Origin of the sequence: Sinorhizobium terangae (assembly GCF_029714365.1) — a bacterium.
GTDB classification, from domain to species: domain Bacteria; phylum Pseudomonadota; class Alphaproteobacteria; order Rhizobiales; family Rhizobiaceae; genus Sinorhizobium; species Sinorhizobium terangae.
Genome location: NZ_CP121659.1, coordinates 1154450 through 1181028, shown reverse-complemented (window position 1 = coordinate 1181028; position 26579 = coordinate 1154450). Strand labels below are relative to the sequence as shown.

The following is a 26579-nucleotide window of genomic DNA, read 5'->3' as shown; positions in this document are numbered from 1 at the left end:
CTTATGACAGACGCCATCAACATCCGCATCGAACACTCTTTCACGTCGATCGCGCCGGCGAACTGGAATCGGCTCGCCGGCGCTTCGAAGGCGAATGCAAGCGTTCCCTACAATCCCTTCCTCTCCCACGCCTATCTGTCGGCGCTGGAGGAATCAGGTTCTGCGACCGCGGAAACGGGATGGCTCGGGCAACACCTGCTGATGGAAGATGCGGATGGTTTCCTGCGCGGCGCCCTTCCTTGCTACATGAAGAGCCACAGCCAGGGTGAATACGTCTTCGACCACGGATGGGCGGACGCCTTCGAGCGTGCCGGTGGCCGTTATTATCCCAAGCTGCAATGCTCCGTGCCCTTCACTCCGGTAACAGGACCGCGCCTGCTTACGACTGAAGGGCGCGACCCGCGACCGATCCGCGATGCGCTCGCCGCGGGATTGAAGGAGCTTACGCGCCGCCACGGCGTCTCGTCGGCTCACGTCACCTTCGTACCGGCCGACGAAGTGCCAATTTTCGAGCGGGCGGGCTTCCTTCATCGAACCGACCAGCAGTTTCACTTCACCAATGAGGGCTACGGGTCCTATGGCGACTTTCTCGAAACTCTCGCATCCCGTAAGCGCAAGGCGCTGAAAAAGGAACGTCGCACGGCCGTCGAACAAGGCATCACCATCGATTGGCTGACCGGCAGCGACCTGACCGAGGAAATCTGGGACCAGTTCTTCGCCTTCTACATGGATACCGGCGGGCGCAAATGGGGCCGCCCGTATCTCACGCGCTCCTTCTATTCGCTGATCGGTGAAAGGATGGCCGACGACGTTCTGCTCGTCATGGCCAAGCGCGGCGGTCGCTATGTCGCCGGCGCCATCAACTTCATCGGCGATGATGCGCTCTACGGCCGGCACTGGGGCTGTATCGAGGATCACCCGTTCCTGCATTTCGAGGTCTGCTACCACCAGGCGATCGATTTCGCGATCGCCAAGGGGCTGAAGCGCGTCGAGGCGGGAGCGCAAGGAGAGCACAAGCTGGCCCGCGGCTACATGCCCGTTACCACGCATTCGGCGCACTTCATCACGCATCCCGGGCTCGCGCGCGCGGTCGCCGACTATCTCGAACGCGAACGCCGCGATGTGGAAGATACCAGCGAATTTCTTGCGGAACACGGACCTTTCCGCAAAGGTGAGCGCTAGAGCGGCATGAGGAAAAGTGCGCGCGGTTTTCCGCCCGCATCCCGCTCCAACTGATTAGAATCGATCACGAGTCGATTCGGCCCAAATCATCGTGATCCAGGGACGACTGACAGCCGATGCCGGCGCAACGATACGAGGAAATGAAAATGAGCGCGTATGACACGAACAACATCTTTGCCAAGATCCTGCGGGGCGAAATTCCATCGCACCGGGTCTACGAAGATGATGCGACCGTCGCCTTCATGGACGTGATGCCTCAGGCGGAGGGCCACGTTCTTGTGCTGCCGAAGACCCCTTCCCGCAACATTCTCGATGCCGACGCCTCAACGCTGCCTTCACTGATCGGTGCAGTTCAAAAAATCGCCATCGCGGCAAAGGAAGCATTTGACGCCGACGGCGTGACGATCATGCAGTTCAATGAAGCGCCGGCCGGCCAGTCTGTCTTCCATCTGCACTTCCATGTCATACCCCGCCGTGACGGCGTTCCGCTGAAGCCGCATTCCGGCAAGATGGAAGATGGCGATGTACTGGCGGCGAACGCGGAAAAGATTCGGCAGGCCCTCTGAGTGCGGGAAGAAGAAGCGGCCCCTTGGGCGGCGTCCTAAAACCCCAGCCACCAAAGTCCGGCGGCGAGTGTCGCTATCGCCGTTGCGATGCCGACCGCCGGCTTTTGGCGGGCGAGGAAAAACGCAATTGCGCCAAGCGCCACGGCCCCGAGGCGCAGCCACAGGGGTGACTGCTCCAGCACGCCGGTCGGGTAGAGTACAAGTTTCGCGATGACAGCCGCGACCAGCGCCGTCGCCACCGCCCTTACCCAGTTCAGCGCCTCGGAATCCTCGCGGAGCCGCTCGCCGGCAAGCACGCCGAGCCATCGCCAAATATCGGTCGCGAGCCAGCCGGCAATCGCGATGAAGAGGTAGGCCCACCAACCCTCGTGCCACGTCACGCGCCCACCTCCTTTCGCGAGCGCCAGGAACGCTCGACAAACCATGCGAGCGTTCCGCCGCCGACGCCCGCAAGCAGGATGTCGAACTCCGGCAGCAGCCAATAGAAGAGCGGTCCCGCGACGAGGCCGATGGCAAGCGCGAGATAGACCACCCGGTGACGCGCCGAATTCCAGATGGACGCGAGGAAATAGACCGGCGTCAGAAAAAACAGGCAGCCGGCAATGACTGGCGGGAAGTCCGCAACGAGACGATAGACGACCGCCACGAGCACCATGTTGGTGGCGACGAGCGTGATGCCGAAACCAGCGAAGAAGGTGGCCCGGTGCGCGCGCGGCACCTGCTGCACGCGCTCCATCGCAAACACCCATGCTGTGATCGCGACGAAATGCGACAGGACGAGGAGCAGCCATGTCGGCGTCTTCGGCGTGCGCAATTCCGGGACAAGGGCCGCGACCATCGGCATCAGCCGCACCGACGAGAGCGTCACCGCGAGAAAAGCCGTGGCAAGGCTCGCGCCGCTCAGGACTGAACTGACGAGGATGACCTTTGCCGGCAGCGCCCAGACAATGCCCGTCATGAAGACGACCTGCTCGGGCGGGATCCCGGCCTGCGCCGTGAGCGAGCAAAAGCCGACAAAGGAAAGCATCAGCATGATGGCGGGCAAACTGAAGATGCCGCGAGCGCCGGTCAGGAACCAGGCAAGAGATGATCGTTGTTCAACGCGTTCCATGAACACCCTGCATGCGACGCTTACTCATCTACAGCGCCGTGCGTCCATTCGGACGCACAAGGCCGTAGCACTTTGAATTACTGCACGTTTCCTTACCGGCTTAGGCAAGCATGCCTAAACATGACGGTGCCGGGTGAAGCCCACCCGGCACCGTCAGATTCGATAGCGATCGCTTTACTTCTTGCGCGGCACTTTGGGAACCGTCCGTCCCTTCAGCGGAGCCGACTCCGCTTTACTGTCCTTGGAGGATCCTTTCGCCGCGGTCTTTTTCGCCTTTGACTTCGGCTCGGAGTCGGCGGCGACGGTTTCCTCGTCACCTTTCTTGGGCTTGGCACCCTTGCCTGCCGGACGCGAGACTTCCGCCTTCGGCTTGATCGGCGCCGTTTCGGGCACAGCATCAAGGACCAGACCCTTGCTGCCGTCCTCCTTCGTACCGATCGTCACCTTGACGACGCCACCCTTCTTCAGCTTGCCGAAGAGGATTTCGTCGGCGAGCGGCTTCTTGATGTTTTCCTGGATGACGCGCGCCAGCGGCCGAGCGCCCATCTTTTCGTCGTATCCCTTCTCGGCGAGCCAGGCGATGGCGTCCGGCGCGAGGTCGAAGGTCACGTTGCGTTCGGCAAGCTGCGTTTCGAGCTGCATGACGAACTTCTGCACGACCTGATGGATGACCGGCGTCGGCAGCGAGCTGAACGGAATGACCGCATCCAGTCGGTTGCGGAACTCCGGCGTAAACAGCCTGTTCAGCGCCTCGATGTCCTCGCCTTCACGCTTCGATGAGCCGAAGCCGATCGCCGGCCGTGCCATATCGGAAGCGCCCGCATTGGTCGTCATGATCAGGATGACGTTGCGGAAGTCGATCTTCTTGCCGTTGTGATCGGTCAGCGAACCATGGTCCATCACCTGCAGGAGGATGTTGAACAGATCCGGATGCGCCTTCTCGATCTCATCGAGCAGCAGTACGCAATGCGGGTGCTGGTCGACGCCGTCGGTCAGGAGACCGCCCTGATCGAATCCGACATAGCCGGGAGGTGCACCGAGCAGGCGGGACACCGTATGCCGCTCCATGTATTCCGACATGTCGAAACGCAGGAGCTCGACACCCAGCGATGACGCCAGTTGCTTGGCCACTTCGGTCTTGCCGACGCCCGTCGGGCCGGAGAACACATAGCAGCCGATCGGCTTGTTCGGTTCCCGAAGGCCGGCACGCGCGAGCTTGATCGACGAGGCGAGCGCCTCAATCGCCAGGTCCTGGCCGTAGACCACGGACCTCAGCTCCTTCTCGAGATTGGCAAGCACCGCCTCGTCGTCCTTGGAAACGGTCTTCGGCGGGATACGGGCCATCGTCGCAATCGTCGCCTCGATCTCCTTCTCGGTGATCAGCTTGCGGCGCTTGCCGGCGGGAAGCAGCATCTGGGCGGCACCGGACTCGTCGATCACGTCGATCGCCTTGTCCGGCAGTTTCCGATCGTTGATGTAGCGGGCGGAAAGCTCGACCGCCGCCTTGATGGCGTCGTTCGAATATTTGAGGTGATGATAGTCCTCGAAATACGGCTTCAGGCCCCTCATGATCTCGATCGCATCGGCAATCGTCGGCTCGTTGACGTCGATCTTCTGGAAGCGGCGCACAAGTGCGCGGTCCTTCTCGAAGAACTGGCGGTATTCCTTGTAGGTGGTCGAACCGATGCAGCGGATCGCGCCCGTCGAGAGCGCCGGCTTCAGAAGGTTGGATGCATCCATCGCGCCGCCCGACGTGGCGCCGGCACCGATCACCGTATGGATCTCGTCGATGAAGAGCACGGCGCCCGGATAGTCCTCGAGTTCCTTGACGACCTGCTTCAGCCGCTCCTCGAAATCACCGCGATAGCGCGTTCCGGCAAGCAGCGTTCCCATGTCGAGCGAGAAGATCGTGGCGTCCTGGAGCGCTTCCGGCACCTTCTTTTCGACGATGCGCTTGGCAAGACCCTCGGCGATCGCCGTCTTGCCGACGCCGGGATCACCGACATAGAGCGGGTTGTTCTTGGACCTGCGGCAAAGCACCTGGATCGTGCGATTGACTTCGGCATGGCGACCGATCAGCGGATCGATCTTTCCAGACTTCGCCTTCTCGTTGAGGTTCACGCAGTAGGCAGTAAGCGCGTCCTGTTGTTTCTTCGGACCCGCCTCATCGCTTTCGCGGGGTGCTTTCTGCTCGGAATCCTGATCTTCCGCGCCGCGCACGGGCCGCGATTCGGAACTGCCCGGCCGCTTGCCGATCCCATGGGAAATGAAGTTGACCGCGTCATAGCGGGTCATCTCCTGCTCCTGGAGGAAATAGGCGGCGTGGCTTTCGCGCTCGGCAAAGATCGCCACCAGCACGTTTGCGCCCGTCACCTCCTCGCGGCCGGAGGATTGCACGTGGATGACCGCACGCTGGATCACACGTTGAAAGCCAGCGGTCGGCTTGGAGTCTTCGTCATAACCGGTGACAAGATTCGACAGTTCGTTGTCGACATAGTCCGTCACGGTCTTGCGAAGTGTTTCGAGATTTACGTTGCACGCGCCCATCACGGCAGCCGCATCGGCATCGTCGATCAATGCCAGCAGCAGGTGCTCGAGCGTCGCATATTCATGGTGGCGCTCGTTGGCAAAAGTCAGTGCCTGATGCAGCGCCTTTTCGAGGCTGGGCGAAAATGTTGGCACGTTAGTTCCTCATTTCTTTTCCATGACGCATTGCAACGGATGCTGGTGCTGCCTGGCGAAATCCATCACCTGCGTCACCTTGGTTTCGGCGACCTCGTAGGTGAAGACGCCGCACTCTCCCACGCCGTGATTGTGGACGTGGAGCATGATGCGGGTCGCTTCTTCCCGATCCTTCTGGAAGAAACGCTCCAGAATATGGATGACGAATTCCATCGGCGTGTAGTCGTCATTCAAAAGCAGAACGCGATACAAACTCGGCTTCTTGGTCTTCGGCTTGGTTCGCGTGATAACGGAGGTGCCACGACTGGGGCCGCCTCCGTCTCCTTCGCTTCCCTGCTGCATCCGGACCGGGATGGCGATCATTCTTGTTCATTCCTTGTACAGCTGCGCTTCCAACGAACGTGGCTGCGGCATGCTCGTCCTTATCTAATGGTTCGTTTCTGAATTTTAAGGCCGAACCAACGCACTGCAATCATATTCGCACGGTGAAGCACAAGATTGATCAACTTTCTTCGGTCACAACGAGCAGTATTTCGAAAGCAAGAGGGCCGGCCGCGGCAACCGCGACCGGCCCTCTTGCGATGGCGATGGTCCTTGTCGTCAGGCCGCGGCGGCAGACTTGGCTGCTGCGGTCGCCTTGGCAACCGGCACTTCGTAGGGCTTGTAAGCGTCCTTGGCGAGATCGGCATACATCTCGCCGATCTTCGTCGCCTCGGCCACAAAGCCTTCGTAGCTCGCCTTCAGATAATTGGTTTGCAGTTCGAACGCCGCTTCAACGCTCTTGGCATTGGTGAGCTTTTCGAAATGCGCCATTCCGTCTTCGAAGGACTTCTTCGAATAGTCCGCTGCTTCCGTGGCAATGGCCTGAAAGCCCTTGGTCAGGGCCGAATAGCTTTTGACCGCGACATCAATGGCTTCTTTGCTTTTCTTGTTGGCATCGTCGAAGTTAAACATCGAGGGGTGTCTCCTTTAGACGGCTTAACAGGTAGGCAGTTTATGTGCGGCGCACAAAAAGTCAAGTTTTGTGTGCGTTGCAATAAAACACTGTTCTTGCAACGACTTGATGAAAATCCGCGGCTAAACGGCAAAATTTTTTCGCGCAGACGAAATAAATATGACTTTTAATGAAAAACCCGGCCTGATCGCTCAGAACCGGGTCGCAAGATCGACGAAAGATCTTGATCTTAGAGATCGATGTCGAGAATTGCCATCGAGAAATTGTACGAAAGCTCTCCATCCTCTTCGTCGCGGAAAACGACACCGAGAAATTCGTCGCCGAGATAGACCTCAGCAGACTCGTCCTTCTTCGGCCGCGCCTTGACGACCATCGACTGGTTGAAGGTGCGCTTGAAGTAGGCTTCAAGCTTTCGGATCTCTTCGGGCTTCAAATCTTCTCTCCGTAGATGTTTGATTTGCGGCGCTTCTCGCATGCGGAATTGCCAAGTGTAAACCCACTTGAAGCGCCGGGGGTCCCTCCAGATTTGAGAAGACGCTTATCGTTTTGAATTTTCGTCCAATTTTCTGCAAGGCACAAACTGGTCGCGCCGAATGCCGCACTTGCGAGGCGCGGCCGCACCGGCGTTCGCGCCTCGTTAGACTCGCACCCGGTCAGATGTCGAAAGTGGCCAGGATCTGGTCCATCTGGCGCGACGGCTCGGAACATCCGGCCTCCCCCACGACCTTTGCCGGAACGCCCGCCACCGTCGTCTTGGGGGGGACCGGCTTCAGCACGACTGAACCAGCCGCAACGCGCGAGCAATGCCCGATGTGGATGTTGCCAAGTATCTTTGCGCCTGCGCCGATCAACACGCCGTCACCGATCTTCGGATGACGATCGCTGCCCTCCTTGCCGGTGCCGCCAAGTGTCACGCCATGCAGGATCGATACGTTGTCACCGATGGTGGCCGTCTCGCCGACCACCAGCCCCGTCGCATGATCCAGGAAGATGCCGCGCCCGATCCGGGCGGCAGGATTGATGTCGGTCTGATAGACGCTCGAAGAGCGGCTCTGCAGATACAGAGCGAAGTCCTTCCGTCCGCGCTTCCACAGCCAGTGGGCAAGGCGATGCGTCTGGATGGCGTGGAACCCCTTGAAATAGAGCACCGGCTCGATGAACCGCGTGCACGCCGGATCGCGATCATAGACCGCCTGGATATCGACGCGAAGGATCGTGCCCCATTCGGGCCAGTCCTCAAGCATTTCGGAAAAGGTCTGGTGGAGCAGGTTTGCCTGCAGGTCCGGATGATCCAGCCGTTCGCAAATCCGGTAAATCACAGCCTCTTCGAGGGAGTGCTGGTTGACGACGGTCGAATACAAGAACGCTGCCAACATCGGATCCCGCTCGGCAGCCAGGCGCGCTTCCTCTCGCAGGCTGTCCCAGATCGGGTCGAACGCTTCCGCATGGCGCAGTTCTGTCTTGGCGACCATAGTCGCTCTCCTTCATGTTCGATCAATGGTGCGAATATAGGTTAATTTCCCGCCGACATAAATGGGTGCACCCTATTTCAGCCACGGGTCGTAGAACGCCCTTACGCTCGCCCCACCTCGCCAAGGAACTCGAGCACGGCCTTCTTGAACACCCGGTCGCCGACCGCCAGCATATGGTCGCGCCCCGGAATGTCGAGCGCCTTAGCCCGCGGCATAAGGGCCGCAAGTTCCTGCGCCGATCCGGCAATCTCGTCCTTCGTTCCGACCCCGATCAGTACCGGCACTTCGATGCGGGCCATATCTTCGGGCGACAGAAGATCGCGCGACGTGGAAATGCAAGCCGCGAGCGCCTGGCGGTCGCTCTTGGTCTGATCGGCGAAAGCACGAAACATCCGGCCGCGCGGATGCGTCACGCTCTCCAGCGAGGGCGCAAGCAGCGCGTCGGCGATCGGGTCCCAGTCTCCGACCCCGCTAACCATGCCTATTCCGAGGCCGCCAAAGATAAGCGAGCGTACGCGATCCGGATGCTCTAAAGCCAGGAACGCGGAAATGCGCGCGCCCATGGAATAACCCATGACATGCGCTTCGCCGATCCCGAGATGCAGAAGAAGTGCCGCAGCATCCCCTGCCATCTGTTGCGGATGATAGAGCGAAGGGTCGTGCGGCTTGCTGCTCTTTCCATGGCCGCGATTGTCCAGCGCGATAACGCGGTAGCCGGCGTCGCCCAGTGTCTTAAGCCAGCCCGGATACACCCAGTTGACATTGGCGCTCGAAGCGAAGCCGTGGACGAGGAGGATGGGATCTCCCGACGGGTCGCCTTCGTCGAAAAAGGCGATTTCCATTCCGTCATGTACGAAACGCGAAAACGGCGGCGGGTTCAGATCCATGTTTCATTCCTGAAGGGCATTCTGCTTTCGGCGCAAACTAGGTTGTAACGCCGCCGCTTGAAACCCCCGGCCCTCCAAAAACCCACAGGCGCGGCATGTTTGCCGCTACACATTTGCGGCAAAGCTCACTATGGTGCCGCCAAATTTGTAAGACTTGCATTCATCGGAGCATGACATGGCCGGCCACAGCATCCCCCATTTTCAGAATGACGGCGGACACCAGGCGATCGAAATCGGCGTCAAGGAATTCATGTGCACGGGCGCATCCGTGCCCTTCGACCACCCCCACATCTTCATCGACATGGGTGACGACAACGAGAAGGTCTGCTCCTATTGCTCGACGCTCTATCGCTACAATCCTTCGCTGAAGGCAACGGAGACTAATCCTTCGGGATGCCTTTTCACCAGCAAGGCGGCTTAAGTCGTCGCAGTTCGCCGGTACGAGATCGATGCACGACGCTGGTCCGGTCGCGATTGTCGGCGCCGGTATTGCCGGCCTGACGACGGCTCTCTGTCTGGCCCGCCAGGGTTTCGAGGCGGAAATATTCGAACAGGCAGACTCCTTGAAGGAGGTCGGCGCCGGCCTGCAATTGTCGCCGAACGCGTCACGCATCCTGATCGAACTCGGTCTGCTCCCCGCCCTTGAAGCTATCTGGAGCGAGCCGGAGTCGGTGGCACTTCTCGATGGCCGTTCACTGCGCGCACTCGCAAGCGTCCCTGCTGGTTCCTTCGCCCGCAACCGTTGGGCGGCTCCCTACGGTGTTCTGCACCGCGCCAGCCTGCAAAAGATCCTATTGGATGCGGTGGCAGCCGAACCACGCTGCCGCATTCACCTTGGATTCCGGATCGAGAGCGACCCGGAAGCGGCAATCGATCGCGCGATGGCACGACGCCCGTCCGTAATCGTCGGCGCGGATGGTATCTGGTCACGGACAAGAACATCCATCCCGGGTGTGGGCCCCGTACAGTTCTCGGGCAACATCGCCTGGCGGCTGATGGTGCCGCGCTCCGAGGCAGTCCCCCTCCTGTCGGAGGACCGTGTCACGGCCTTTCTCGGCTCGAATGCGCATCTTGTCGCCTACCCGATCAAGGAAGTCGGCAGCTTCAACCTTGTGGCGATCGTCGGCGGCAAGGCCGGCGAAAGCGTGTGGGTCGGCAAGGACTCCGAGGAGAGGCGGCGTGAGCTTGCAACAGCCTTGGACGGCTGGCACCCCAAGCTGCGCATGCTGCTCACGAACGCCACCGCAACGACCTACTGGCCCTTGTGCACCGTCGGGGACGGTGCATGGCACGACGGGACGAGAACCATCCTAATCGGCGACGCAGCCCATGCGATGACGCCATTTGCGGCTCAGGGCGCTGCGATGGCGATCGAGGATGCCCGGGAGCTCGCGCACTGCCTCGCCGAAAGCCAGGATGTCCCGTCCGCATTTGCCAGTTATGATCGTGCGCGAAGGTCGCGGATCGATCGCGTACGAAAGCGGGCCGCGTTCAACCGCTTTGCTTATCACGCCCGGGGGCCAATCCGTCTCGGGCGTGATCTGGTGCTCGCGCTTAAGGGTTCCGAATCGCTTGCCGCCGACCTCGACTGGCTTTACGGCTACGGCGTTCCGGGGCAGTAAGCGTCAGACCGCGTTGGCGGCGGCGAAGCCTGCTTCGAGGTCGCGACGGATATCCGGAACGTCTTCCAGCCCGATCTGCAATCGGATAACCGGCCCCTCCGACGGGGCCTTTGCCACCTTGCGGTCGGACAGGTTGACGTGGACGGCGAGGCTTTCAAAGCCACCCCAGGAATAGCCAAGACCGAACAGCGAGAGCGCATCCAGGAAGGCGTGCGCCTTGGTCCTGAACATTTCGGAACTGTCGGCCTTCAGCACGAAGGAGAAAATCCCGCTCGCGCCGCCGAAGTCGCGCTTCCAGAGCTCGTATCCCGGAAAGCTCGGCAGTGCCGGATGCAAGACGCGTGCAACCTCGTCGCGGCTCTCCAGCCATTCGGCGATCGCCAGCGCACTCGCCTGATGACGCTCCAGACGAATCCCCATCGTGCGCAGTCCCCGGAGGATCTGGTAGCTGTCGTCCGGCGACACGCAGACGCCGAGCGTGACCATCGCCTCGCTGAGAGCCGGCCAGTGGGTGACGTTGGCAGACACGGTGCCGAACAACACATCGGAATGGCCCGACGGATATTTTGTGGCTGCATGGATCGAGACGTCGACGTCGTGATCGAGCGGGCGGAAATAAACCGGCGTCGCCCAGGTATTGTCCATCGTCACGACGCAACCGTGGCGGTGTGCCGCGGCCGCAATTGCACGAATGTCCTGCATTTCGAATGTATTCGAGCCCGGCGCTTCTGTATGCACCAGTCGCGTGTTCGGCCGGATCAGGCTTTCAATGCCGGCACCGATCATCGGATCGTAGTATTCGACGGTGACGCCGAGGCGCTTCAGCATCGTGTCGCAGAAATGCCGTGTCGGGAAATAGACCGAATCAACGACGAGCGCGTGGTCCCCAGCCGACAGATAAGTCAGGAATGGCACCGTAACCGCCGCCAGGCCCGAAGGCACGAGTATAGTTCCGGCAGCGCCCTCGAGCTCATTGATCGCCTCGCAGAGTGCATCCGTGGTCGGCGTGCCGCGCGTTCCGTAGGTATATTTCTGCGCGCGGCTTTCCATGGTCCTGGCATTGGGAAACAGCACGGTGGAAGCATGCACCACCGGCGGATTGACGAAGCCGTGGAAATCCGAGGGATTGTTGCCAGTGTGCGCCAGACGGGTGTTGATGCCGGTCTCCTTGAGCGCGCTGATCTTGTCTGCCATTGAAAAATCCGCTGTTTAGATTCGACGCCAACTCATCGAACGCGGCACCCGCCGGGTCAAGGGAAAATTGGATGAAGTGACGAGCTCTCGTGCAAAATGCCGAACTGGCCGTTTTTTGTTCAAAGAAACCGATTTCCGGGAAGAAACTGCCTAAACTTCTGGCGAAATTCGGGTTTTTCACATGCAAAATCAGAAAATCGGCAACATCTCTTGACCCTTATGGATTTTGAGCATGAGATAGATTGCACTCACGCCAGGAGGGTGGCGGAGGCTGCACGCGCCTACGGAGCGCGCTTGTGCAGACGGGAACAAACAACAACCGAAAAGGTTCAAAAAATGGCAAGACGAATTCTGACAGCTCTGGTTGGCGCTGCTGTCATGGGTATTGGCGCACATGCGGCATCGGCCGCGACCCTTGATGACGTGAAGGCCAAGGGCTTTGTCCAGTGCGGCGTGAACACCGGTCTCGCCGGCTTCTCCGCCCCCGACGCTTCCGGCAACTGGACTGGTTTCGACGTCGATTACTGCAAGGCAATCGCTGCCGCCATCTTCGGTGATGCCAGCAAGGTGAAGTATACGCCACTTTCCGCGAAGGAACGCTTCCCGGCACTGCAATCCGGTGAAGTCGACCTTCTGGCCCGCAACACGACCTGGTCCATCAACCGGGATACGGCACTCGGCTTCAACTTCCGTCCGGTCAACTATTATGACGGCCAGGGCTTCATGGTTCGCAAGAGCCTCAACGTGAAGTCCGCGCTCGAACTGTCCGGCGCTGCCGTTTGCGTGCAGACCGGTACGACGACCGAACTGAACCTCGCCGACTACTTCAAGTCGAACAACCTGCAGTACAATCCGGTGGTCTTCGAGAAGCTCGAGGAAGTGAACGCTGCCTATGACGCAGGCCGTTGCGACGTTTACACCACGGACCAGTCGGGCCTTTATGCACTGCGCCTCACCCTGTCGAAGCCAGACGATCACATGATCCTGCCGGAGATCATCTCCAAGGAACCCCTCGCTCCGGCCGTTCGTCAGGGCGACGATCAGTGGTTCGATATCGTTAGCTGGACTCACTATGCGCTGATCCAGGCGGAAGAATTCGGCATCACCCAGGCCAACGTCGAAGAGATGAAGAAGTCCACGAACCCTGACGTGCAGCGCTTCCTCGGCGTCGAAGCCGACAGCAAGATTGGCACCGACCTCGGCCTGACCAACGAATGGGCGGTCAACATCATCAAGGCGGTAGGCAACTACGGCGAAGTCTTCGATCGCAACATCGGCGCCGGCAGCCCGCTGAAGATCGAGCGCGGCCTGAATGCCCTCTGGAACAAGGGCGGCATCCAATACGCTCCGCCGATCCGCTGATCGTAACCTGCAGCGTCGCGCGCCTTGTCAGACGCCCAAGGGACGCTGTAGCGCTTTGATGCAAAGGAGGAGCGGGCCGCGCCCGCTCCTCCATTCCAACAATAAAAACGCCCGGAAAGGGCGGATTGGGGAAAGAGGCATTGTATGGCCATTGGCGTCACGAATGCGCCTGAAAAGAGCAAGTCCTCGGGATCGATCATCAACGACCCCCAGGTGCGCGGCATATTCTATCAGGCAGTCACCATCATCATCCTCGCGGTCTTCATCTATTGGATCGTCGACAACACGATTGAGAACCTTAGGCGCGCGAATATCGCATCGGGATATGGCTTCGTGAGAAGCCGCGCAGGCTTCGACGTCGGGCAATCGCTTATCGCGTTCACCAGCGATTCGACCTATGGCCGTGCGCTTGTCGTCGGCTTCGTCAATACGCTGCTCGTCGCGATCACCGGCATCATCACCGCGACGATCATCGGCTTCGTCGTCGGCATCGGGCGGCTCTCGCACAACTGGATCATCGCCAAATTGTCGCTGGCCTATGTCGAGGTGTTCCGCAACATCCCTCCTCTGCTCGTCATTTTCTTCTGGTACAGCGGCGTTCTGGCAGTGTTGCCGCAGGCACGAGAGGCGCTTGCCCTGCCCTTGAACGTTTTTGTCAGCAATCGCGGCGTGGCCTTCCCGAGGCCCGTCCTCGGAGAAGGGGCTGAGTATACGATCCTCGCGTTCCTTATTGCCGTTGCCGCGAGCTTTCTCGTCGCGCGTTATGCCAACCAGCGACAGGCGGCGACCGGCCAGCGCTTTCCGGTGCTGTGGACGGTGCTCGGGTTGGTCATAGGCCTGCCGCTGATCACATTCCTCGCTACGGGCGCACCGATCACCTTCGACCTCCCGATTGCCGGCAAGTTCAACCTTACGGGCGGTTCGGTCGTGGGACCCGAGTTCATGTCGCTCTACCTCGCGCTTTCCTTCTACACGGCGGCCTTCATCGCGGAGATCGTCCGCGCAGGTATCCGCGGGATTTCAAAAGGGCAGACCGAAGCGGCCCACGCGCTTGGTATCCGCCCGCGACTGACCACGCGACTGGTCGTCGTGCCACAGGCGATGCGAATCATCATTCCACCGCTGACGAGCCAATATCTCAACCTCACCAAGAACTCGTCTCTGGCAATTGCCGTCGGCTACGCCGACCTCGTCGCTGTCGGCGGGACCATCCTTAACCAGACCGGGCAGGCGATCGAAGTGGTCAGCATCTGGCTCATCGTCTATCTCACCCTCAGCCTTGCGACCTCGCTGTTCATGAACTGGTACAACGCCCGCATGGCACTGGTGGAAAGGTGAGACGATGACCACACACGAAGCAAGTTTCGTTCGCGCGTCGATGGTCGAAGCCTCACCGGCTCCGGTGTTGGAAAGCGGCATTGTCTTCTGGCTCAGGAAGAATCTTTTTGCCACGCCGAAGGACACTGCCCTCACCATCATCAGCCTCTTGGTGTTGGCATGGCTGGTGCCGCCTGCGATACAGTGGCTCTTCATCGACGCCGCCTGGACAGGCGGCGGCCGTGGCGTCTGCGCGACGGTCACACAAGGCGGCTCCCAGCCGGACGGGTGGAGCGGCGCCTGCTGGGCGTTCGTCAATGCGAAATTCAGCCAATTTCTCTTCGGGCGCTATCCAATGGACGAACGTTGGCGCCCCGCACTCGTCGGCATCCTGTTCGTGCTCTTCCTCGTGCCGATGTTGATGCCGAAGATGCCGTACAAGGGGTTGAACGCCGTCCTGCTATTGGTCGTTCTGCCGATCATCGCGATGGTCCTGTTGCCGGGCGGCTGGTTCGGCCTCATCTATGTGGAGACGCCACTCTGGGGCGGCCTCCTGGTCACCCTCACCCTGTCTTTCGTCGGGATCGCTGTCTCACTGCCGCTCGGCATTCTGCTGGCGCTCGGGCGACGATCGGACATGCCGGTGATCAAGATGCTCTGCACCGTCTTCATCGAGGTGGTCCGCGGCGTTCCGCTTATCACGGTGCTGTTCATGGCAAGCGTGATGCTGCCGCTGTTCCTGCCGCAAGGTGTCACCTTCGACAAATTCCTGCGGGCCTTGATCGGCGTGTCGCTTTTCGCTTCCGCCTACATGGCAGAAGTCGTGCGGGGCGGATTGCAGGCCATTCCGAAGGGACAGTACGAAGGCGCCGATTCGCTTGGCCTCAGCTTCTGGCAGAAGATGAACCTTATCATCCTGCCCCAGGCGCTGAAGCTGGTGATTCCGGGGATCGTCAACACCTTCATCGGCTTGTTCAAGGACACGTCGCTTGTCTCGATCATCGGCATGTTTGATCTACTGGGTATCGTCCGCCTGAATTTTAGCGATACGAACTGGGCTTCCGCGGTTACACCGGTGAGCGGCCTGATTTTTGCGGGATTCGTATTCTGGCTTTTCTGCTTCGGCATGTCGCGCTATTCAGGCTTCATGGAACGCGTGCTCGACAGAAGCCAAAGATAAAAAGGGGAAACATATGGCAAACACCGCCACCGCATCGAAGATGACCGTCTCGACGACGGATGTCGCGATCGAAATCACCAACATGAACAAGTGGTACGGTGATTTCCACGTGCTGCGCGACATCAACCTTAAGGTCATGCGCGGCGAGCGCATCGTCATCGCCGGCCCGTCGGGCTCCGGCAAGTCGACGATGATTCGCTGCATCAACCGCCTCGAGGAGCACCAGAAGGGCAAGATCGTCGTCGACGGCATCGAACTCACCAACGACCTGAAGAAGATCGACGAAGTCCGACGCGAAGTCGGCATGGTCTTTCAGCACTTCAACCTTTTCCCGCACCTGACGATCCTGGAAAATTGCACGCTCGCGCCGATCTGGGTCCGCAAGATGCCGAAGAAGCAGGCTGAGGAAATCGCGATGCATTTCCTCAGGCGCGTCAAGATCCCCGAGCAGGCACACAAGTATCCGGGTCAGCTCTCGGGCGGCCAGCAACAGCGCGTCGCGATTGCCCGCTCGCTCTGCATGAATCCGAAGATCATGCTCTTCGATGAGCCGACATCGGCACTTGACCCGGAAATGATCAAGGAAGTGCTGGACACCATGGTCGGCCTCGCCGAGGAAGGCATGACCATGCTGTGCGTAACCCACGAAATGGGCTTTGCCCGCCAGGTCGCCAACCGGGTGATCTTCATGGATCAGGGCCAGATCGTCGAACAGAATTCGCCGGCCGAATTCTTCGACCATCCGCAGCACGAGCGCACCAAGCTGTTCCTCAGCCAGATCCTGCACTGATATCGATAATGTGAGTCGAACGATCACGGCCCGCCAGCAACTGGCGGGCCGTTCCCTTTCACCGTCGCCGCACGGCCCTTGTGAGTTGGCGTGAGGTCCGGGAAGGGTGCGGCGTACCGGCAGGCCGCCCGCGGCAGCAACTGCTCTCGGCCGGCGAATTGACCCTTGACGCTGATATATCGTCTTGCTTGCGACGATTCTGAATCTGTGCCAATTTCTGATATATCAGAACCAGCGGGATGCTCATGCCAGTCCAATCCCAGGCCCACCTCGCCTATCTCGCACTCGAACGCCTCATCGTCACATTGAAGCTCAAGCCTGGGTCGCTGGTTACCGAGCGTCAACTCATCGAACTTGCCGAGCACGGCCGCACTCCCGTCCGAGAAGCGATCCAGAAACTTGCCTGGCAGGGGCTGATCGACATTCGTGCGCGGGTGGGACTGCAGATCACCACGATCCGGCCCGAGGATCGTGCTCATGTGATGCAGACGCGGCAAAGGCTGGAACCGCTGGCAGCCGCGCTTGTGGCGCAGAACGCGTCCCCTGAAATCCGGCAGGCGATCAACGGCTGCGAGCAGACGATGACAACGTGTTCGGACCGGGGCGACATGGAGGGTTTTCTCGTCGCCGACAAGATGTTCGACGAGATCATGGAGGACGCCTGTCCGAACAGGTTTCTGACGGCGGCGCTCGCGCCGTTGCAGACCCACGCGCGCCGCTTATGGGTTGCGTCAGCCGCGCCGGAAAAGATGAAGGGATCGGTGGAGCGCCATGTCAGGGTGATGCGCGCGATCCAGGCGGCAGACGGCGACGGCGCCGCCAATGCCATGTCCGGGCTGATGGATTATCTGGCGACGGCTTGAGGTCATCCCTGCATTCTCGTAACAGAAAGTTGCTGAGCACGTCGCTCCCACGGGCGCGCTCCGCGGACACAAACGAAAAGAGACGCATCCCGGGGACACGCCTCTTTGTTGATTCACGATATTTCGGCCGCGGAGATGTCAGCCGACGAACGCGCGCTCGATGACGAATTCGGCGGGTTTGTTGTTCGCGCCTTCCGTCAACCCGGCAGCTTCCAGAATTTCCTTGGTGTCCTTCAGCATTGCCGTGGAACCGCAGATCATGCCGCGGTCGATCGCTGGATCAAGCGGCGGCAAGCCCAGATCCGCGAAGAACTTGCCGTTGGTCATCAGGTCCGTGATCCGCCCCTTGAACGGATAGTCCTCGCGCGTCACCGTCGCATAGTGGCGAAGCTTGTCGCCGACAATCTCGTTCAGGAACTCATGATTGCGGATCTCGTCCACGAGGTCGAAGCCATATTTCAACTCGGCGACGTCACGGCAGGTGTGCGTAAGAATGACTTCCTCGAATTTCTCGTAAGTCTCCGGATCGCGGATAAGGCTCGCGAAGGGGGCGATCCCGGTGCCCGTCGAGAACATGTAAAGCCTGCGACCCGGCACCAGCGCGTCAAGCACCAGCGTGCCGGTCGGCTTCTTGCGCATGAGGACCTGGTCGCCCGGTCTGATCTTCTGCAGATGCGACGTCAGTGGGCCGTCCGGAACCTTGATCGAGAAGAACTCGAGTTCCTCGTCCCATGCCGGGCTCGCAATCGAATAGGCGCGATAGATGGGCTTGTCACCAACCATGAGGCCGATCATCGCGAACTCGCCGGAGCGGAAACGGAACTCCTGCGGACGCGTCATACGGAAGCGGAAGAGCCGGTCCGTGTAATGCGCAACACTCGTGACCGTCTCGACAAAGACACCTGCTGGTGCCTGGATCGCGAAATCTTCCGTTTTTGCCGGAGCATTCATCGTGGCTACAGTCCTGTAATGATGACCCTGTCTATCAAGTATGAGCGGATATTCCAACCCGCACTCGATTGAAAGGAAATCCCTTCCAAATATAGTCGCTTTCGAGGATTTCGGCTTGCTTCACACTGTCGCGGGGTACATTTTTTAAGAAACGCGCCGCCAACTGTAGGATTTGGCGTCCGAAGACGGCCTGGCAGTCGGCTGATAGTGATTGGTGATGCCGGGCAAGCGCCCTTCCGAGAGCCGCTTGATCGCCGTCGCATTCGTCACCGCGAAACTGTCGATACCACAACGCAGCATCAGCGGGATCTGGTCGATCAGTACGTCTCCAACCGCCCGGACTTCCCCTTCAAAGCCAAGCTGCGAACGAAGCCGCGACGCATGGCTGAAGGCGCGACCGTCATTGAAAGCTGGAAACGCCACGGCAACAAGCGCGATTCGGTCGAGGTAAGGCGCCAGCCGCGTGACGTCGTTGGCGGGCGCGATCAGTACGCCCAGCTCGCGTGCATCGCCGGCGGAGACCGCGTCGATGAAGGCGTCCAGGCCAAGTATCGCCTTTTCGTTCGACCCGGCTTTGTTTTCTTCCGTCTCGACGACCCAGGGGTCATCGTTCACAAAGCCCGTTTCTTTCCAAATCTTCGTCATGTTCTCGTCCCTGCCTCAAGCGGCTTCCTGAGCACTGCCGCCATAGAGCGCATCCTTGAACGGCTGCGGTCCAACCCGGCGATAAGCCTCCAGGAAGGTCTCCGTCTTGTCCCGGCGCAGGCCGAGATAGGTGTCGACGATCGTTTCGACCGCATCGGTCACCTTTTCCGGCTCGAAACCGCGGCCGATGATTTCACCGATCGACGTGTTCTCGTCTCCGGACCCGCCAAGCGTGATCTGGTAGAGCTCCGCACCTTTCTTCTCCACGCCCAGAAGACCGATATGGCCGACGTGATGGTGTCCGCAGGCATTGATGCAGCCGGAGATCTTGATCTTGAGCTCGCCGATTTCTGCCTGGCGCTCAGGCGAACCGAAGCGGTTCGAAATCTCTTGAGCGACCGGGATCGAGCGCGCATTGGCGAGTGCGCAATAGTCCAGGCCCGGGCAGGCGATGATGTCGGTGATCAGCCCGGCATTGGCCGTCGCGAGGCCTGCCGCGACCAGAGCGCGGTAGACCGGCTCCAGGTCGGCGAGCGCCACATGCGGCAGAATCAGGTTCTGCTCGTGGCTGACGCGGATCTCGTCGAAGGCATATTCCTCGGCAATGTCCGCAACCGCATCCATCTGTGCGTCGCTCGCATCGCCCGGAATACCGCCGATCGGCTTCAGGGAAATGGTCACCATGCCATAGTCCGGATGCTTGTGCGGCTGCACGTTCTGCTGAACCCAGCGCGCGAATTCCGGATCGGCTTTCTTCCAGCGGGCGAGATTGCCCCAGCCTTCGGCGCGGTTCGGCAGGGTTGCCGGCGCAAAATAGGCAGAAATCGCCTGGATGTCGGCATCCGGCAGCTTCAGCTCCGTGTCCTTGAGCTTGGCGAACTCGACCTCCACCTGGCGAGCAAGCTCCTCGGCACCGGTTTCATGCACCAGAATCTTGATGCGCGCCTTGTACTTGTTGTCGCGGCGGCCATAGAGGTTGTAAACGCGCATGATCGCCGTCGTGTAGGAGAGCAGATCCTCTTCCGGCAGGAAGTCACGGATCTTCTTGGCGATCAGCGGAGTTCTGCCCTGCCCGCCGCCGACATAGACGGCAAAGCCGAGCCTGCCATTCTCGTCCTTCTTCAGATGCAAGCCGATATCATGCACCTGGATCGCCGCACGGTCGCGCTCGGCGCCAGTTACCGCGATCTTGAACTTGCGCGGCAGGAATGAGAATTCCGGGTGGACGCTCGACCACTGACGGAGAATCTCTGCATAGGGCCGCGGATCGGCAATCTCATCGGCAGCCGCACTGGAAAAATGATCCGCCGTCACGTTGCGAATGCAGTTGCCCGAGGTCTGCAGAGCGTGCATCTCGACGCTTGCGAGTTCGTTGAGGATGTCCGGCGTGTCGGAAAGACGCGGCCAGTTATACTGGATGTTCTGGCGCGTGGTGAAATGGCCATAGCCCCGGTCGTATTTGCGGGCGATATGAGCGAGCATGCGCATCTGCCGGCTCGACAGCGTGCCATAGGGAATGGCGACGCGGAGCATGTAGGCATGCAACTGCAGATAGACGCCGTTCATCAGGCGCAGAGGCTTGAAGGCATCCTCGGCCAGTTCACCGGACAGCCGCCGCTGGACCTGATCGCGGAACTGCTCGACACGGGCAGAAACGAAGGCGTGATCGAATTCGTCGTAACGGTACATAGGGTCTCAGGTCCTCAGGCAGCAAATTTCGGGCCGGAAAGCCCATGATATCCCGGAGCATAGGCGATCGACGGGCCCTCGGCGCGGATCCGCTCGCGCATGCGCAACGGGCGAAGCGTGCCGTCGACTTCCTCGACGTCGACAACGTTGACGTCCACGACGCTATTCTCGTCGAACGAGCGCTTACCGGTCGCTTCGAGCGCCGCGACGGCCTCGGCATGGCGGGCGACGAAGGCATCCTGCAGCGACTCCACCCAATTGCCGGAGGCGTCGAGCCAGACGGAAATACCATCCGCCAGTCGGTTTGCCGTCAAGACCTTGTCCACCATTCGCGTCGTCCTCAATTCGAAATCTGTTCGGCGCGTTTCGCGCCAGAAGCGTCCTTGGCCTCGCTGCCCTGCCGCCGCCCGGCAGCAAGCGGTTCAGACCGGCCGAAATTGGCACCCGCAACCGCGTCGCCAATGATCACCATGACCGGACCGTCGAGTTCCGTGCGCGTCTCCAGGTCAGGCAGGTCGCGAAGAATCCCGTGCAGCAGCCGCCGTTCGGCACGGCTGGCATTCTCGACCACGGCCACTGTGGTCTCCTGGGGCAGGCCCGCTTTCATGAGCCTCGCGGCAACCGAAGCGGCGACGGTGCGGCCCATATAAACCGCAATCGTCGCGCCCGAAACGGCAAGCCGCGCCCAATCGGGCAGCACATCGCCGGCAAGGTCATGGCCGGTGGTGAATACCAGCGACGACGCAACGCCGCGCAAGGTCAATGGCAGTTCGAAGTCTGCCGCTGCCGCAAATGCGGAGGTGATGCCGGGGACGATCTCATAGCTGATACCGGCCTCCCGCAGGGCAGCCATCTCCTCGCCAGCTCGACCGAAGATCAGCGGATCGCCGGATTTCAGCCGAACGACACGCTTACCCTCGCCGGCAAGCTTCACCAGCAACTGATTGATTTCGTCCTGCGATTTGGTGTGGCAGCCCTTGCGCTTGCCGACCGAAAGGCGCTCTGCGTCGCGGCGCCCCATGTCGACGATCGCCTGCGGCACGAGCGCATCGTAGACGATCGCATCGGCTTCCATCATCACACGCTGCGCGCGAAGCGTCAGCAAATCCTCGGCACCCGGACCGGCGCCAACCAGCCAGACGTGCCCGGGGACGCGACCGGCGCCATCGAGCAGCCGCGACGCCTCGCGGCGCGCCGAGGCGACGTCGCCAAGCGCCACGTGGTCAGCAACCGGCCCCGAAAAGAACCGCCGCCAGAAGACGCGGCGCGCAACACCGCGCGGCACAAGTCGCTCGACTGCATCGCGATAGCTCGCTGCCAAAGACGCGACCAGACCGAGCGACGGGGAAAGCAGTTGGTCGATCTGCGCGCGGATCATCTGCGCCAGTACGGGTCCGGCCCCTTCGGTTCCGATCGCCACGGCGACCGGAGCCCGATTGACCAGTGCCGGCGTCAGGAAATCGCAATGGTCCGGCTGATCGACGGCATTCGCAGGGATTTTCCTCTCCCGCGCCGCGGCAACGATAGCCCGGTCGGCAGATGCATCGCCAGTCGCCGCGAACACCAGGACCGCGCCCTCAACCTGATGCGCGGCAAAGGTTTCTCGGACGATCTCGATGCCGTTTGTCTCAAGGAATGTCTCGAAGGCAGCCTCCGGCGCATCCGCGTAAACGGCGATGCGCGCTTCAGTGTTCAAGAGCAGCCGCACCTTCGCGAAGGCCTCATCCCCATTGCCGAACACCGCCACGCGCTTCTGCGCGACGCTAAAAAATGTCGGAAAATAGGACAGTTGCTGCGACATCACTGAGAGAACGGCTCCTTCTACAGGCTGCGGCGAATATCCCCCATAGCCGGTAACAATTGAAGAAACAGAAATTTCAATGCTTTTCCGGCCACGTATTGTTTTGCTCGACAGTCAGCCATTTTGAGTAAATATCTCCGGTGACACACCGGCGCCACGCCCGGCTTGGCCATTGCGCTGGCGGGCCGACCTCCGTTAAATGCCGCCGATATTCGCAGAGAGCACAGAAGATGAGACAATCGGATTTGGCCGAACGCCTCTTGACGGTAATCGAGAAAGACATCCTTCCGCTGACCGAAAAGGGTGTTGCTGCCGGCAATAAGGTGTTCGGCGCGGCAATCCTGCGCAAGTCCGATCTTTCGCTGGTGCTTGCGGAGACCAACAATGAGACCGAAAATCCGCTGTGGCACGGCGAGGTCCATACGCTGAAGCGCTTTTACGAGATGGCCGACAAGCCTGATACGCGGGATCTGATCTTCCTCTCGACCCACGAGCCCTGCTCCATGTGCCTTTCCGCGATCACCTGGGCGGGGTTCGACAATTTCTACTACTTCTTTAGCCACGAGGACTCGCGCGACAGCTTCTCGATCCCTCACGACCTGAAGATCCTGAAGGAAGTCTTCCGGCTGGACCCGGGCGGCTATGCACAGGAAAACGCCTTCTGGAAATCTGCGTCGATTGCGGCACTGACGGGCGACGCCGACCACCAGACAAAGGAAAGGCTCGCCGCGCAGGACGCGCGCATCCGCGAGCGTTATCGCCGCCTGTCTGAGCACTATCAGGCCGGCAAGGACCAGAACGCCATACCGCTGAACTGAGCCATGGAACCTTCTCGCGACATTCAACGCCTGCTCGACATCATGGCGGCGCTCCGCCAGCCGGACACAGGCTGCCCTTGGGACATCGTCCAGACCTTCGAGACGATCAAGCCCTACACGATCGAAGAAGCCTATGAGGTCGCCGACGCGATCGAGCGCCACGACATGGACGATCTCTGCGATGAACTCGGCGACCTTCTCCTGCAGGTGGTCTTTCACGCCCGCATGGCGGAAGAAGCCGGTGAATTCTCCTTCGGCGATGTCGTCGAAGCCGTGACCCGCAAGATGATCCGTCGCCATCCGCATGTCTTCGCCCGCTCCGACGCCGAAACACCCGAGGCGGTCAGGCTGCAATGGGATGAGATCAAGCGAGCGGAAAAGGCGGACCGGCGGCAGCGCCGGATGCGACTAGGCCTGCCGCAGGACGCCGATGCCGGCCACCTCGGCTCCGTGCAACGCAGCTTCCCGGCGCTGGTCGAAGCGCTGAAGCTGCAGGAACGCGCGGCAAAGGTCGGCTTCGACTGGTCGAAGCCCGAGCCCATCCTCGACAAGATCGAGGAGGAGATCACTGAATTGCGGCAGGCTTTGAAGGATGGAGACCAGCGAAAGGTGGCCGATGAACTCGGTGACCTGATCTTCGCCGTCGTCAATATCGGCCGCCACGTCGGCACCGATCCGGAAATGGCGCTCCGCGGCACCAATACCAAGTTCCGCCGCCGCTTTGGCCACATCGAACAGGAACTGGAAGCCGGCGGAGAGACGCTTGATGCCGCTTCTCTGGAGCGCATGGAAGAGCTGTGGCAGGCGGCAAAGGCGATCGAGCGCCAACTGACGTGACGGCATGCCGCTACGTTAGACCGGTCACCAGTCCTCTTCGACCGGTTTCGGTCCGTTGCCGAGCCGCCGTTCAAGCTCCGCGGCCTCACCCTCCGTCAGCCTTAAGTCGAGGCTGACCCTTCCGTCTTCAAGGTCCTCTCGGCCATCGACGATCGAATGCTCATAGACCCAAGGCAGTAGCTGCAACTGGTCGAGACCGAGCACGACCGTGCACTCTGTCAGGACGCCCGAAAGACGGCGGCCGATCTCGGCGAGCAGGTGATCGACGCCCTCGCCGGTGACCGCAGAGACGGCGACCGTGTTCGGCGTGCTTGCTGCCTTTTTCACGAGCACTTCGCGCATCTCCGGTTCGAGCTTGTCGATCTTGTTCCAGACCTCGACGATGCGCTCGGCGCCTTCCTTCTCGTCGATGCCGAGGTCGGCAAGGATGCGCAGCACATCGCTCGCCTGTGCCTGGTTGTCTGCATCGGATAGGTCGCGCACGTGCAGAATCAGGTCCGCTTCGAGCACTTCTTCAAGCGTCGCCCGGAAGGCTGCGACAAGGTGCGTCGGCAGATCGGAGATGAAACCGACCGTGTCGGATAGAATGACCATGCGCCCATGCGGCAACTTCAGACGCCTGAGCGTCGGATCGAGCGTCGCGAAAAGCATGTCCTCGGCCAGCACGCCCGCACCGGTCATCCGGTTGAAGAGCGTCGATTTGCCGGCGTTCGTATAACCGACCAGTGCCACGATCGGGTGCGGCACCTTCTTGCGCTTCGAGCGATGAAGCTGACGGGTGCGGCGCACCTGCTCCAGTTCACGCTCCAGTCGAACGATCTTTTCCTGCAGCAACCGACGGTCGGCTTCGATCTGGGTTTCACCGGGGCCGCCCATGAACCCCGCGCCGCCGCGCTGGCGTTCAAGGTGGGTCCAACTTCTGACCAGCCGGCCCTTCTGATAGTTGAGATGCGCGAGATCGACCTGAAGCGTACCTTCTTTGGTGGAGGCGCGCCGCCCGAAGATTTCCAGAATGAGGCCCGTCCGGTCGATGACCTTGGCGTTCCATTCCTTCTCGAGGTTGCGCTGCTGGACTGGCGTCAGCGGGTGATCGATGATTACCAGCCCGGCATCCTTCTCGTCCAGGACATGGCCGATCTCCTCGATCTTGCCGCTGCCGAGCAAGGTTCCCGGCTTCGGCTGGGCAACCGGAACGATCATTCCGTGCACCACGTCGAGATCAATGGCAAGGGCGAGGCCCATTGCCTCTTCCAGGCGACTTTCGTCGGAGCGCGTCACCGGCGCAGAGACAATCTCGGCCGATGCCTTTCCCGTCTTCTTCAGAACGGGAACGACGACGACCGCGCGCATGTCATCGCGGAGCCGTTCCAGCTCCGGGATGATCGACGACGATTTTGAATCACGCTTGGTAATGTTGCTCACGTTCCGTCAGGATGCGGCTTCCTCGTTCTCGAACATCTGCAGCGGCTGACCCGGCATGATTGTCGAGATGGCGTGCTTGTAGACGAGCTGAGAATGGCCGTCACGGCGCAGCAATACACAGAAATTGTCAAAAGATGTGACCACGCCTGTCAATTTGACGCCATTGATCAGGAAAATGGTCAATGAAATCTTTTGCTTGCGGACCGTATTGAGAAAGAGATCCTGCAAGTTTTGAGAACGTTCCGCCATCGCGCCGCTTCTTTCTTATTTGCCGGCCTTTTTGGCGCCGGTGCATTTTTGTCAGATTCTGCGTTTTGAGGCGTCACAGTATCCGTCCCCGACACCCCATCAAGTTTGGTATCAAATCAATGTCTTTTCCGCAATGTCGAAAAAGGCCTCGCGAATATTCTGTGCTATGCTTCCCGGATGACCATTGCTGATCGTCTTGCCGTCGACGGAAACGACCGGAAAACAGATGCTCGTCGCGGCAGTAACGAAGACTTCGCGCGCAGCGTACATCTCCTCCACCGAAAACGCCTTTTCCTCGATCTTCAGGCCAAGCGCCTTCGCCACGTCCATCAGCGTCGTGCGCGTTATGCCGCGCAGGATGCCGTGCTCCGCCGGACGCGTGCGCAGGGTTCCGTCGCCATCAACGATCCAGACATTGGTCGCCGCTCCCTCTTTGACGAGGCCGTCGGTATCGACGAAAATTGCCTCCTGAGCTCCGAGTTCCTTCGCCTTCTGGCGCGCAAGCACGTTCGGCAGAAGGCCGACTGACTTGATGTCGACCCGATCCCAACGATTTTCCGGCACCGTGATCGCCTCGATCCCGTCCGCATTCTTCTTCGCGATTGCGGTGGCATCCGTCCGCTTGGCCGTGACGACGAGTGATGGTGGTGTGTCGTTTGCCGGGAAGACATGATCGCGCCGTGCCACGCCCCGCGTCACTTGCAGATAGAAAAGCCCGTTGCGCACCCGGTTCCTGCGCGATACCTCGCGAATGACGTGGATCAGCGCCGCTCGGCTCATCGGCCAGGCGATCCGCAATTCCCTGAGCGATCGGTCCAGGCGATCCAAATGCCGACTGAGGTCCACGATGAAGCCGTGACGGATCTCGCAAACCTCGTAGACTCCGTCCGCGAACTGGTAGCCGCGATCTTCGACGTGAATGGCGGCTTCGGAATGCGGCACGTAGGCGCCGTTGACATAAGCAATTCGCGGCATTTGGGGCGA

At 60.4% G+C, this 26579-nt stretch carries 28 protein-coding genes; 11 read left to right on the top strand and 17 right to left on the bottom strand.

What is annotated here, in order from left to right:
* Positions 1 to 3: 3 nt before the first annotated feature.
* Both QA637_RS05665 and QA637_RS05660 read left to right on the top strand, forming a co-directional pair.
* Entirely contained in the window at positions 4 to 1182 is a 1179-nt protein-coding gene (locus tag QA637_RS05665; RefSeq protein ID WP_153442360.1) for a GNAT family N-acetyltransferase, read from the top strand.
* A 146-nt stretch (positions 1183 to 1328) separates the two neighbouring features.
* Positions 1329 to 1748, top strand: a complete 420-nt coding sequence (locus QA637_RS05660; protein ID WP_153442359.1) for an HIT family protein — start codon at positions 1329 to 1331, stop codon at positions 1746 to 1748.
* A gap of 35 nt (positions 1749 to 1783) precedes the next feature.
* Here the strand turns inward: QA637_RS05660 and QA637_RS05655 are convergent, their stop codons facing one another.
* From QA637_RS05655 to QA637_RS05620, 8 genes are all read right to left on the bottom strand, one after another.
* Positions 1784 to 2173: an AzlD domain-containing protein gene (locus QA637_RS05655; RefSeq protein ID WP_153442358.1), complete on the bottom strand. Its 390-nt coding sequence runs from the start codon at positions 2171 to 2173 to the stop codon at positions 1784 to 1786.
* Positions 2125 to 2859 (bottom strand): AzlC family ABC transporter permease, encoded by a 735-nt coding sequence (locus QA637_RS05650; RefSeq protein WP_153442357.1) that lies wholly within the window; start codon positions 2857 to 2859, stop codon positions 2125 to 2127. Before QA637_RS05650 ends, QA637_RS05655 begins: the two co-directional genes overlap by 49 nt.
* A 174-nt stretch (positions 2860 to 3033) precedes the next feature.
* Positions 3034 to 5541: an ATP-dependent Clp protease ATP-binding subunit ClpA gene (gene clpA, locus QA637_RS05645; RefSeq protein ID WP_184108817.1), complete on the bottom strand. Its 2508-nt coding sequence runs from the start codon at positions 5539 to 5541 to the stop codon at positions 3034 to 3036.
* 9 nt (positions 5542 to 5550) lie between these two features.
* Positions 5551 to 5904, bottom strand: coding sequence for an ATP-dependent Clp protease adapter ClpS (clpS, locus tag QA637_RS05640; RefSeq protein ID WP_153442356.1), 354 nt, complete (start codon positions 5902 to 5904; stop codon positions 5551 to 5553).
* A gap of 237 nt (positions 5905 to 6141) precedes the next feature.
* Positions 6142 to 6495 (bottom strand): phasin family protein, encoded by a 354-nt coding sequence (locus QA637_RS05635; protein ID WP_153442355.1) that lies wholly within the window; start codon positions 6493 to 6495, stop codon positions 6142 to 6144.
* A gap of 230 nt (positions 6496 to 6725) precedes the next feature.
* Positions 6726 to 6929, bottom strand: a complete 204-nt coding sequence (locus QA637_RS05630; protein WP_034854672.1) for a DUF3126 family protein — start codon at positions 6927 to 6929, stop codon at positions 6726 to 6728.
* Between the two features lie 220 nt (positions 6930 to 7149).
* Positions 7150 to 7968 carry a serine O-acetyltransferase gene (gene cysE, locus QA637_RS05625; RefSeq protein ID WP_153442353.1) on the bottom strand — a complete coding sequence of 273 codons (819 nt, stop codon included), beginning with the start codon at positions 7966 to 7968 and terminating at the stop codon, positions 7150 to 7152.
* Between the two features lie 101 nt (positions 7969 to 8069).
* A complete protein-coding gene (locus QA637_RS05620) occupies positions 8070 to 8855 on the bottom strand; it encodes an alpha/beta fold hydrolase (RefSeq protein ID WP_153442352.1) in 786 nt (261 codons plus the stop codon).
* Between the two features lie 175 nt (positions 8856 to 9030).
* Here QA637_RS05620 and QA637_RS05615 point away from each other — a divergent pair, with 175 nt between their 5' ends.
* Entirely contained in the window at positions 9031 to 9276 is a 246-nt protein-coding gene (locus QA637_RS05615; protein ID WP_153442351.1) for a zinc-finger domain-containing protein, read from the top strand.
* A 28-nt stretch (positions 9277 to 9304) separates the two neighbouring features.
* Positions 9305 to 10477, top strand: coding sequence for an FAD-dependent monooxygenase (locus QA637_RS05610; protein WP_153442350.1), 1173 nt, complete (start codon positions 9305 to 9307; stop codon positions 10475 to 10477).
* Between the two features lie 3 nt (positions 10478 to 10480).
* On the opposite strand, the gene QA637_RS05605 is transcribed toward QA637_RS05610, so the two are convergent.
* Positions 10481 to 11671, bottom strand: coding sequence for a cystathionine beta-lyase (locus tag QA637_RS05605; protein WP_153442349.1), 1191 nt, complete (start codon positions 11669 to 11671; stop codon positions 10481 to 10483).
* Between the two features lie 336 nt (positions 11672 to 12007).
* On the opposite strand from QA637_RS05605, the gene QA637_RS05600 reads away from it, so the two are divergent.
* The 5 genes from QA637_RS05600 (at position 12008) to QA637_RS05580 (ending at position 17183) form a co-directional block, all read left to right on the top strand.
* Positions 12008 to 13033, top strand: coding sequence for an amino acid ABC transporter substrate-binding protein (locus QA637_RS05600; RefSeq protein WP_153442348.1), 1026 nt, complete (start codon positions 12008 to 12010; stop codon positions 13031 to 13033).
* A gap of 144 nt (positions 13034 to 13177) precedes the next feature.
* Positions 13178 to 14371 carry an amino acid ABC transporter permease gene (locus tag QA637_RS05595; RefSeq protein ID WP_283064271.1) on the top strand — a complete coding sequence of 398 codons (1194 nt, stop codon included), beginning with the start codon at positions 13178 to 13180 and terminating at the stop codon, positions 14369 to 14371.
* A 4-nt stretch (positions 14372 to 14375) separates the two neighbouring features.
* A complete protein-coding gene (locus QA637_RS05590) occupies positions 14376 to 15530 on the top strand; it encodes an amino acid ABC transporter permease (RefSeq protein ID WP_153442346.1) in 1155 nt (384 codons plus the stop codon).
* 13 nt (positions 15531 to 15543) lie between these two features.
* Complete coding sequence (locus QA637_RS05585; RefSeq protein ID WP_153442345.1) at positions 15544 to 16320, top strand: amino acid ABC transporter ATP-binding protein; 777 nt, start codon at positions 15544 to 15546, stop codon at positions 16318 to 16320.
* Between the two features lie 245 nt (positions 16321 to 16565).
* Positions 16566 to 17183: a GntR family transcriptional regulator gene (locus QA637_RS05580; protein ID WP_153442344.1), complete on the top strand. Its 618-nt coding sequence runs from the start codon at positions 16566 to 16568 to the stop codon at positions 17181 to 17183.
* Positions 17184 to 17321: 138 nt separating this feature from the next.
* On the opposite strand, the gene QA637_RS05575 is transcribed toward QA637_RS05580, so the two are convergent.
* The 5 genes from QA637_RS05575 to cysG form a co-directional block, all read right to left on the bottom strand.
* On the bottom strand, positions 17322 to 18134 hold the full coding sequence (locus tag QA637_RS05575; protein ID WP_153442343.1) for a ferredoxin--NADP reductase: 813 nt from the start codon (positions 18132 to 18134) through the stop codon (positions 17322 to 17324).
* A gap of 144 nt (positions 18135 to 18278) precedes the next feature.
* Complete coding sequence (locus QA637_RS05570; RefSeq protein WP_153442342.1) at positions 18279 to 18779, bottom strand: DUF934 domain-containing protein; 501 nt, start codon at positions 18777 to 18779, stop codon at positions 18279 to 18281.
* A 15-nt stretch (positions 18780 to 18794) separates the two neighbouring features.
* On the bottom strand, positions 18795 to 20468 hold the full coding sequence (locus QA637_RS05565) for a nitrite/sulfite reductase (RefSeq protein ID WP_283064270.1): 1674 nt from the start codon (positions 20466 to 20468) through the stop codon (positions 18795 to 18797).
* A 14-nt stretch (positions 20469 to 20482) separates the two neighbouring features.
* Positions 20483 to 20797 carry a DUF2849 domain-containing protein gene (locus QA637_RS05560; RefSeq protein ID WP_184108815.1) on the bottom strand — a complete coding sequence of 105 codons (315 nt, stop codon included), beginning with the start codon at positions 20795 to 20797 and terminating at the stop codon, positions 20483 to 20485.
* An 11-nt stretch (positions 20798 to 20808) separates the two neighbouring features.
* Positions 20809 to 22269, bottom strand: coding sequence for a siroheme synthase CysG (gene cysG / locus QA637_RS05555; protein ID WP_153442339.1), 1461 nt, complete (start codon positions 22267 to 22269; stop codon positions 20809 to 20811).
* A gap of 230 nt (positions 22270 to 22499) precedes the next feature.
* Here cysG and QA637_RS05550 point away from each other — a divergent pair, with 230 nt between their 5' ends.
* Both QA637_RS05550 and mazG read left to right on the top strand, forming a co-directional pair.
* Positions 22500 to 23087 (top strand): deaminase, encoded by a 588-nt coding sequence (locus QA637_RS05550; protein WP_153442338.1) that lies wholly within the window; start codon positions 22500 to 22502, stop codon positions 23085 to 23087.
* Between the two features lie 3 nt (positions 23088 to 23090).
* Positions 23091 to 23924, top strand: a complete 834-nt coding sequence (gene mazG, locus QA637_RS05545) for a nucleoside triphosphate pyrophosphohydrolase (RefSeq protein WP_153442337.1) — start codon at positions 23091 to 23093, stop codon at positions 23922 to 23924.
* Between the two features lie 24 nt (positions 23925 to 23948).
* On the opposite strand, the gene hflX is transcribed toward mazG, so the two are convergent.
* From hflX to QA637_RS05530, 3 genes are all read right to left on the bottom strand, one after another.
* Positions 23949 to 25346, bottom strand: coding sequence for a GTPase HflX (gene hflX / locus QA637_RS05540; RefSeq protein WP_184108813.1), 1398 nt, complete (start codon positions 25344 to 25346; stop codon positions 23949 to 23951).
* Positions 25347 to 25352: 6 nt separating this feature from the next.
* Positions 25353 to 25595: an RNA chaperone Hfq gene (gene hfq, locus QA637_RS05535; RefSeq protein WP_003535434.1), complete on the bottom strand. Its 243-nt coding sequence runs from the start codon at positions 25593 to 25595 to the stop codon at positions 25353 to 25355.
* A gap of 111 nt (positions 25596 to 25706) precedes the next feature.
* A complete protein-coding gene (locus tag QA637_RS05530) occupies positions 25707 to 26570 on the bottom strand; it encodes a D-amino-acid transaminase (RefSeq protein WP_153442336.1) in 864 nt (287 codons plus the stop codon).
* Positions 26571 to 26579 lie beyond the last annotated feature (9 nt).

Coding starts and splice junctions, on each gene's coding strand:
- QA637_RS05665 (WP_153442360.1), top strand. CDS start 4: ATGACAGACGCCATCAACATCCGCATCGAACACTCTTTCACGTCGATC.
- QA637_RS05660 (WP_153442359.1), top strand. CDS start 1,329: ATGAGCGCGTATGACACGAACAACATCTTTGCCAAGATCCTGCGGGGC.
- QA637_RS05655 (WP_153442358.1), bottom strand. CDS start 2,173: ATGGTTTGTCGAGCGTTCCTGGCGCTCGCGAAAGGAGGTGGGCGCGTG.
- QA637_RS05650 (WP_153442357.1), bottom strand. CDS start 2,859: ATGGAACGCGTTGAACAACGATCATCTCTTGCCTGGTTCCTGACCGGC.
- clpS (WP_153442356.1), bottom strand. CDS start 5,904: ATGATCGCCATCCCGGTCCGGATGCAGCAGGGAAGCGAAGGAGACGGA.
- QA637_RS05635 (WP_153442355.1), bottom strand. CDS start 6,495: ATGTTTAACTTCGACGATGCCAACAAGAAAAGCAAAGAAGCCATTGAT.
- cysE (WP_153442353.1), bottom strand. CDS start 7,968: ATGGTCGCCAAGACAGAACTGCGCCATGCGGAAGCGTTCGACCCGATC.
- QA637_RS05620 (WP_153442352.1), bottom strand. CDS start 8,855: ATGGATCTGAACCCGCCGCCGTTTTCGCGTTTCGTACATGACGGAATG.
- QA637_RS05615 (WP_153442351.1), top strand. CDS start 9,031: ATGGCCGGCCACAGCATCCCCCATTTTCAGAATGACGGCGGACACCAG.
- QA637_RS05610 (WP_153442350.1), top strand. CDS start 9,305: ATGCACGACGCTGGTCCGGTCGCGATTGTCGGCGCCGGTATTGCCGGC.
- QA637_RS05605 (WP_153442349.1), bottom strand. CDS start 11,671: ATGGCAGACAAGATCAGCGCGCTCAAGGAGACCGGCATCAACACCCGT.
- QA637_RS05600 (WP_153442348.1), top strand. CDS start 12,008: ATGGCAAGACGAATTCTGACAGCTCTGGTTGGCGCTGCTGTCATGGGT.
- QA637_RS05595 (WP_283064271.1), top strand. CDS start 13,178: ATGGCCATTGGCGTCACGAATGCGCCTGAAAAGAGCAAGTCCTCGGGA.
- QA637_RS05590 (WP_153442346.1), top strand. CDS start 14,376: ATGACCACACACGAAGCAAGTTTCGTTCGCGCGTCGATGGTCGAAGCC.
- QA637_RS05585 (WP_153442345.1), top strand. CDS start 15,544: ATGGCAAACACCGCCACCGCATCGAAGATGACCGTCTCGACGACGGAT.
- QA637_RS05580 (WP_153442344.1), top strand. CDS start 16,566: ATGCCAGTCCAATCCCAGGCCCACCTCGCCTATCTCGCACTCGAACGC.
- QA637_RS05575 (WP_153442343.1), bottom strand. CDS start 18,134: ATGAATGCTCCGGCAAAAACGGAAGATTTCGCGATCCAGGCACCAGCA.
- QA637_RS05570 (WP_153442342.1), bottom strand. CDS start 18,779: ATGACGAAGATTTGGAAAGAAACGGGCTTTGTGAACGATGACCCCTGG.
- QA637_RS05565 (WP_283064270.1), bottom strand. CDS start 20,468: ATGTACCGTTACGACGAATTCGATCACGCCTTCGTTTCTGCCCGTGTC.
- QA637_RS05560 (WP_184108815.1), bottom strand. CDS start 20,797: ATGGTGGACAAGGTCTTGACGGCAAACCGACTGGCGGATGGTATTTCC.
- cysG (WP_153442339.1), bottom strand. CDS start 22,269: ATGTCGCAGCAACTGTCCTATTTTCCGACATTTTTTAGCGTCGCGCAG.
- QA637_RS05550 (WP_153442338.1), top strand. CDS start 22,500: ATGAGACAATCGGATTTGGCCGAACGCCTCTTGACGGTAATCGAGAAA.
- mazG (WP_153442337.1), top strand. CDS start 23,091: ATGGAACCTTCTCGCGACATTCAACGCCTGCTCGACATCATGGCGGCG.
- hfq (WP_003535434.1), bottom strand. CDS start 25,595: ATGGCGGAACGTTCTCAAAACTTGCAGGATCTCTTTCTCAATACGGTC.
- QA637_RS05530 (WP_153442336.1), bottom strand. CDS start 26,570: ATGCCGCGAATTGCTTATGTCAACGGCGCCTACGTGCCGCATTCCGAA.